General features: G+C 69.3%; 1 protein-coding gene. It reads left to right on the top strand.

All coding sequences use genetic code 11. From position 1 onward, the window contains the following. Positions 1-300 (top strand): glutamate ligase domain-containing protein (locus FLQ44_RS21230; protein ID WP_276607898.1); only part of this gene is annotated, 300 nt, incomplete at both ends.

The following is a 300-nucleotide window of genomic DNA, read 5'->3' on the forward strand; positions in this document are numbered from 1 at the left end:
GCTGCAGGGCGGCCAGCGCATCGGCGAAGTCCGCTGGAACCTGCTCGGCCGGCACAACGTCATGAACGCGCTGGCCGCGCTGGCAGCGGTCGACGCTTACGGACTCGACGTGCGCCCGCTGCTGCCGAAACTGGCCGACTTCGTCTCGGTCAAGCGGCGCATGCAGAAACTGGGCAGCCCGCAGGACATCTGCATCTACGATGACTTCGCCCACCATCCCACGGCGATCCGCACCACGCTGGCCGGGCTGCGCGCCCAGGTCGCCAGTGCCCGCATCCTGGTCGCCATCGAACCGCGCAG

It is taken from the genome of Vogesella mureinivorans (genome assembly GCF_007644035.1).
In the GTDB taxonomy this organism is placed as follows: Bacteria; Pseudomonadota; Gammaproteobacteria; order Burkholderiales; family Chromobacteriaceae; genus Vogesella; species Vogesella mureinivorans.